The organism is Frankia sp. CcMO1 (assembly GCF_977945845.1).
In genome coordinates this window covers 4,919-9,955 of record NZ_CDWTMG010000195.1, presented here as the reverse complement: position 1 = coordinate 9,955, position 5,037 = coordinate 4,919, and the positions used below count along the sequence as shown (strand labels likewise).

The 5,037-nt window shown below is 70.9% G+C and carries 2 protein-coding genes; one reads left to right on the top strand and one right to left on the bottom strand.

The window, feature by feature from the left end; translation table 11 throughout:
- Window positions 1–565 precede the first annotated feature (565 nt).
- Window positions 566–2,614 (top strand): enoyl-CoA hydratase-related protein, encoded by a 2,049-nt coding sequence (locus AC08OU_RS18785; RefSeq protein WP_476605428.1) that lies wholly within the window; start codon window positions 566–568, stop codon window positions 2,612–2,614.
- Window positions 2,615–2,695: 81 nt separating this feature from the next.
- Here AC08OU_RS18785 and AC08OU_RS18780 read toward each other — a convergent pair whose 3' ends face one another.
- Window positions 2,696–3,823, bottom strand: coding sequence for a phosphotransferase enzyme family protein (locus AC08OU_RS18780; RefSeq protein ID WP_476601437.1), 1,128 nt, complete (start codon window positions 3,821–3,823; stop codon window positions 2,696–2,698).
- Between the last annotated feature and the right edge of the window lie 1,214 nt (window positions 3,824–5,037).

Genomic DNA, 5,037 nt, shown 5'->3' with positions numbered 1-5,037 from the left:
CCCCCCAGCTGGTCCCGGCGACGAGGCGCGGCTGACCCCACCGGCCGTCCACGTGACGCACGCGCTGAGGATCGAGGGGCCCGGCCTGCGCGAGGCCACGACGAAGGACCTCGCACCGGGTGAGTCCGAGGACCTCACGGTGACCCTGCAGCCGGGTACTTACTAGCTGGACTGCCCGGTCGGCAACCACGAGTCGCTGGGTATGAAACTCGGCATCACGGTGTCCTGAGCCGTCCGCGCCATCTGGTGGAGTCGGCTGACGCCCACGTCAGCGCGCCGCTCACCGGCCGGCGCCCGCGACGTTCCGCGCCTCGCGGCCGCAGGCGGGGCGTGTCATTCATTGACGAGATGGCTATAGTTCGACACCATCCAACTTCAGTTGGTAATCAATCGGCGGAGTGCCGGCTGGTCCTCCGTCCAGCCATCCCGACCCGATCCGTTGCCAGGATCCTGGCGACCGAACCCGTGCTATGGCGCCCCGGCGGCCACGACGACGGTCGGGAAGGCCTGACCAGGGAGGTCGGCCGTGCCGAGCAACCGGAGAACATTCGTACACCTGGCGGTCATGGCCGGAGCCACCGCACCGTTGTCCCTCACCGGGCTTCCCGTGTCTCTCACCGGGCTTCCCGCGGCGCTGGCGGCGCCGGTTCCAGGACCACGACCTGACCCACACCAGACGACGCCGGCCGGGGTCGGCATCCCCGGACCAGGCAGTCCCGGCTGGCTGACCAGTGGTAACAGCCGCGGGCTCTACGCCGGTTACTGGGTCAGCGGCGCGTACAGCACCACGGGCTTCCTCTGGCGCGACGGCACCGTGCATGTCCTCAACGGCAGCACGGCACCGAAGACGGTGACCGAGGACGGCGTAGTCATCGGCGATTTCGTCAGCCACTACGACCGGCAGGCGTTCCGGCTGGAACACAGAAACCCCCAGCCCCAGCGTCTGGGCTACCTCGGCGGCACCCAAACGGCCGGCGGCTACAGCAGCACCGCGGCGGCGGTCAACCGCGCCGGGGTCATCGTCGGCACCAGCACCACCAACGCTGGTACGTTCCATGCCTTCCGGTGGGCGGACAGCCACCTGCAGGATCTGGGTACGCTCGGCGGCCCGGGCAGCTCCGCCGTCGCGGTCACCAGCGCCGGTGCCATCGCCGGCAGCAGTGACACCGCCGCCGGCCCGTCCCACGCCTTCCTCTGGAGGAGAGGCACCCTGCACGACCTGGGTACCCTCGGCGGCCCGTCGAGTTCCGCGGTGGCCGCGAACGACGCCGGGCAGATCGTGGGCTACAGCGACACGGCCGACGGTCACACCCACGCCTTCCGCTGGGAACGCGGTCGTCTGATCGACCTCGGCACGCTCCCCGGCGACACCGATTCCTCGGCGATCGGTATCAACAACGTCGGCCAGGTCCTCGTCCGGAGCCGCGGCTCGTCGAGCCGTGCATTCGTCTGGCAGCACGGCCAGCGCGCGACCATTAGCGTGCCCACCGGCGACCTCGAGGTGACCGCCATCAACGACCGGGGAACCGTCGCCGGCACGGCGAACGGGCACGCGTTCCGTTGGCGCAACGGCCGCTTCACCGATCTCGGCACGCTGGGCGGGCCGTACAGCTACGCGAGCGTCATCACCCCCACCGACGTCGTCCTCGGTTCCTCAGTCCCGGCGGACTCCCCGATTCCGCTCGCGACCTTCTGGCCGGCCCCCGGCCCCCGGCCGCTGACGCGACCCGCGAGGCGTTTTCGGTCAGGATGGACGATGTCGGACGGATGGAGACCTCGCCGGCACGGCGGACCGCCGGCACCAGCACGGACGACCCGACGGAGGATCATCATGAGCGAGTCCGAAGACATCGCGGTACACACCCTGCCCGGCCACGTCGCCGTCGTCGAGGTCCGCCGTCCGCCGCACAACTTCTTCGACGTGCGTCTGATCCAGACCCTCGCCGACATCTATGACAAGCTCGACGCCGACTCCGACGTCCGTGCCGTCGTGCTGTGCTCCCAGGGCAGGAACTTCTGCGCCGGAGCCGACTTCTCCGGCGCGAGTGCGGCCGAGGCGATTTCGGCGGATGAGGGGGCGCCGGCCCTTTACCGCGAGGCGCTACGGCTATTCGCCTCCCCGATACCGGTCGTGGCCGCGGTGCAGGGCAGCGCGGTCGGCGGCGGGCTGGGGCTCGCGCTGTCCGCGGACTTCCGGGTCGCGAGCCCGGACAGCCGCTTCGCGGCGAACTTCTCCCGGATCGGGCTGCACCAGGGCTTTGGCATCTCGGTGACCCTGCCGGCGGTCGTCGGCCGGCAGAAGGCGCTCGACCTACTCTACACCGGTCGCCGGGTCGGTGGGCAGGAGGCGTTCGCCATCGGCCTCGCCGACCGGCTCGTGCCGAACACCGAGCTGCGGGAGGCCGCGGTGGCGCTGGCCGGTGAGATCACCGCCGCCGCGCCGCTGGCCGTGCGCAGCATCCGGGAGACAATGTGGGCGGATCTCGTCCCCGTCATCCGGGCGGCCACCGAACGGGAAACCGCCGAGCAGGCCAGACTGCGGGCCACCGAGGACTTCGCCGAGGGGGTGCGCGCCTCGACGGAGCGCCGCGAGCCCCGTTTCACCGGCCGCTGAGTGGTCCGGGCGGGCCGGTCCTCGGGGACTTCCGGGCGGGCGGGACGAGCCACCGGTCAGGCCTGGCCGCGGGCCACCGCCTCAGCCGGTGAGGAACCGCCCGCCTAGATAGGCCTCGGCCAGCTCGCAGCTGTCCCGAGCGTACTCGGTGACGCTCGGGACCGCGTCCGAGTGCGGATGGGTGCCCAGCCAAGCCACCAGGAGCAGCCGGCGCAACAGGACGAAGGTGGGGATCATTGCCACGTCGTCCGCGGTGAGCGGGCGCTGGCGCTGGTAGGCGGCCAGCCAGGCGGCCACCAGGTCGCCGGCCTCGTCGAGGTGCTCGATGAAGGACAGCGACGCGGCGAGATCCCAGAGGTACCAGCCGAAGCCGCAGTCGTCGAAGTCGATCACACAGACGTCCCCGGTGGACTCGTCCCGGGGTACCAGGAGGTTCGCCAGCCGCATGTCGGCGTGGACGAGCCCGAACCGGTCCAGCCCGGTGCCGAAGGCGGCCAGGCGTGCCTCGATGTCGGCCGCGGCCCGGCTCAGCAGGCCCAACGCCGCGCGGCTGTCCCCCCGCGGGCCGGGGCCGCCGGCCAGCCCGATGATCAAGCCCTCCGACCAGCTCCCCCACCGGCCAGCGTCGCCGAGCATGCTCCGCCAGGTCCACTCGAAGCGGGCGAAGGTAGCCGGGCGGGACCACTCCCGCGCGTGCCGATGCAGCCGCGCGGTGATGTCCCCGAGCTGCCCGAACGCGCCGCGCAGGGACGTGGGGTCCGTCGGTTCCGGTGAACGTCCGTCGACCCATTCGAACAACACGGCGTGCCGCTCGGCACCACCCGGCCCAGCGGGATCCGGCGAGGCGGGATCCGGCCCAGCGGGATCCGGCGAGGCGGCGCTCGGGGGGAGGGCGCCGGTCGCGGCCACGGTCGCCACGGGCCCACCCGCCATCGTCGGCACGACCGGCGGCGTCACGACCACGCCGTCGGCGCGCAGGGCAGCCACCCACGCCAGCTCGCCGTGAATCTCGACGAGAGTGTGGTACCCGGGCCGGTGCAGCCGCAACGCCCAACGCCGGCCGGTCGCCGGGTCGTCCACGCGGTAAGTGACGTTCTCCGAGACATGCAGCAGGCTCGCCCGCGGCGACGGGCCGAGATCGTAGGCGGCGAGGACGTCACCGAAGACGCCGTCCAGCCCCACCAGCCCGTCAACGGAGGTCGCGCTCACCGTACGACCGCCGGTCCAGGCGAGATGGCGCCTCCGTGGGAGGACGTGACCCCGCGTACGGTTCCGGCCTGCTTGAACCCTTGCTTGAACCCTGTTTCACCAAGGGAAATGGTCCGCATCCATCTTGTTTGCCGGAGTCGGCGGGCCGCCGTCAAGGAACCGGGCCCGGCCGCACCCACCGTCGAAACCCACCGTCGAAGAACCAGCGCCACGGCGCGGCGCCTCCACGAACACGGCCGCGCTGCGGCCGACGCCGTGCTGTTCTGCACCCCGCAGTACGCAGGCGCACTACCGGAAGCTTCAAGAACCTGATCGACTGGACGATCGGCGGCGGGGTGAGCCCATCGCGGTCCACCGGCGACCGACCCGGACGGCCGACCACCGATGGGCCCGCGATTGGGACACCGACCTTCCCTCCCTCGCGCCCTGCGCGGCGTCTCACCCGGACAGGTGACCCGCCGCGGCCGGACACGTCAGTTCGGGATGGGCTGGCAGTTGGGTTGCGGGATGGGCGGGTAGGGAGGGCAGGGCGGTCCGGGCGGCTGGCAGCCCGCGCCGGTGGTGAGCAGACCGAGCGTGACGGCGGCTCCGATGGTCACCAGAATGCGACGGACACCGACAGCTCGCCCGGTTCTTCTCTTAACGGGTCGACGCATATTTGAACCTCTCTCGCGTCTCTCACGTGTTCTCCGATCCGCTATTCCCTACCAGAACTTCCCCACTCAATGACAACGGCGCGCCGAGCCCTTCGATTCCGTTTCACGTTTATGTATTCCCGTCCGGATTATCGGGCCGCGCATCGGGCGGACGGCCGGGCCGGTGAGAACCCGATGCGGTTGGCACCGGAACACCCTGCCCGCCCGGCCATCGATGACAATATTCATCAAGATGGGAGAACCGATACATCTGTGCCGAACCAGCGAAAGTCCGGGCGGCGGCCACGCCTGCCGTTGACCGGCGTCGACAGCGGTCGCCTGCCGTTGACCGGTGTCGACAGCCGTTGACCACTTTTGACACCGTTGACCATCGTCCGGGAGGACCATTCCAGCGGCCGGTCCTTGCCCGGGAGTACGGGCCGGGTGACCGGCTGCGCCCACATCACCGGGGGTGCCCGCAAGGGGTATCCGCATACCCCGGATGGGCTCATGTTTCCAGTCCGGTGGAGATGTTCCCGTAGGACCTGGCCACCCGGCGTACCGGGCCCCTAGGGGGAC